General features: G+C 39.9%; 1 protein-coding gene. It reads left to right on the forward strand.

The annotated features are described in order from the left end of the window. Positions 1–228, forward strand: a 228-nt coding sequence (locus ACFRAE_RS17870) for a sugar phosphate nucleotidyltransferase (RefSeq protein ID WP_422798528.1), incomplete at both ends; no start/stop codon positions are given.

Here is a 228-nt window from a genome sequence, read left to right on the forward strand (position 1 = left end):
GCGGGAATCAATGAAATATTAATTATATCTACACCTCAGGACTTACCCCATTTCGAGAAATTGTTGGGTGATGGATCTAGAATAGGCTGTAGGTTCGAATACAAAGAACAACCTTCACCCGATGGGTTAGCGCAAGCATTTATATTGGGCGAAGAATTTATAGGGGCTGATAAAGTAGCACTGATCTTAGGCGATAATATATTCTATGGATCTGGGATGTCGAAGTTA

Origin of the sequence: Sphingobacterium sp. HJSM2_6 (assembly GCF_049316305.1) — a bacterium.
Lineage (GTDB): Bacteria > Bacteroidota > Bacteroidia > Sphingobacteriales > Sphingobacteriaceae > Sphingobacterium.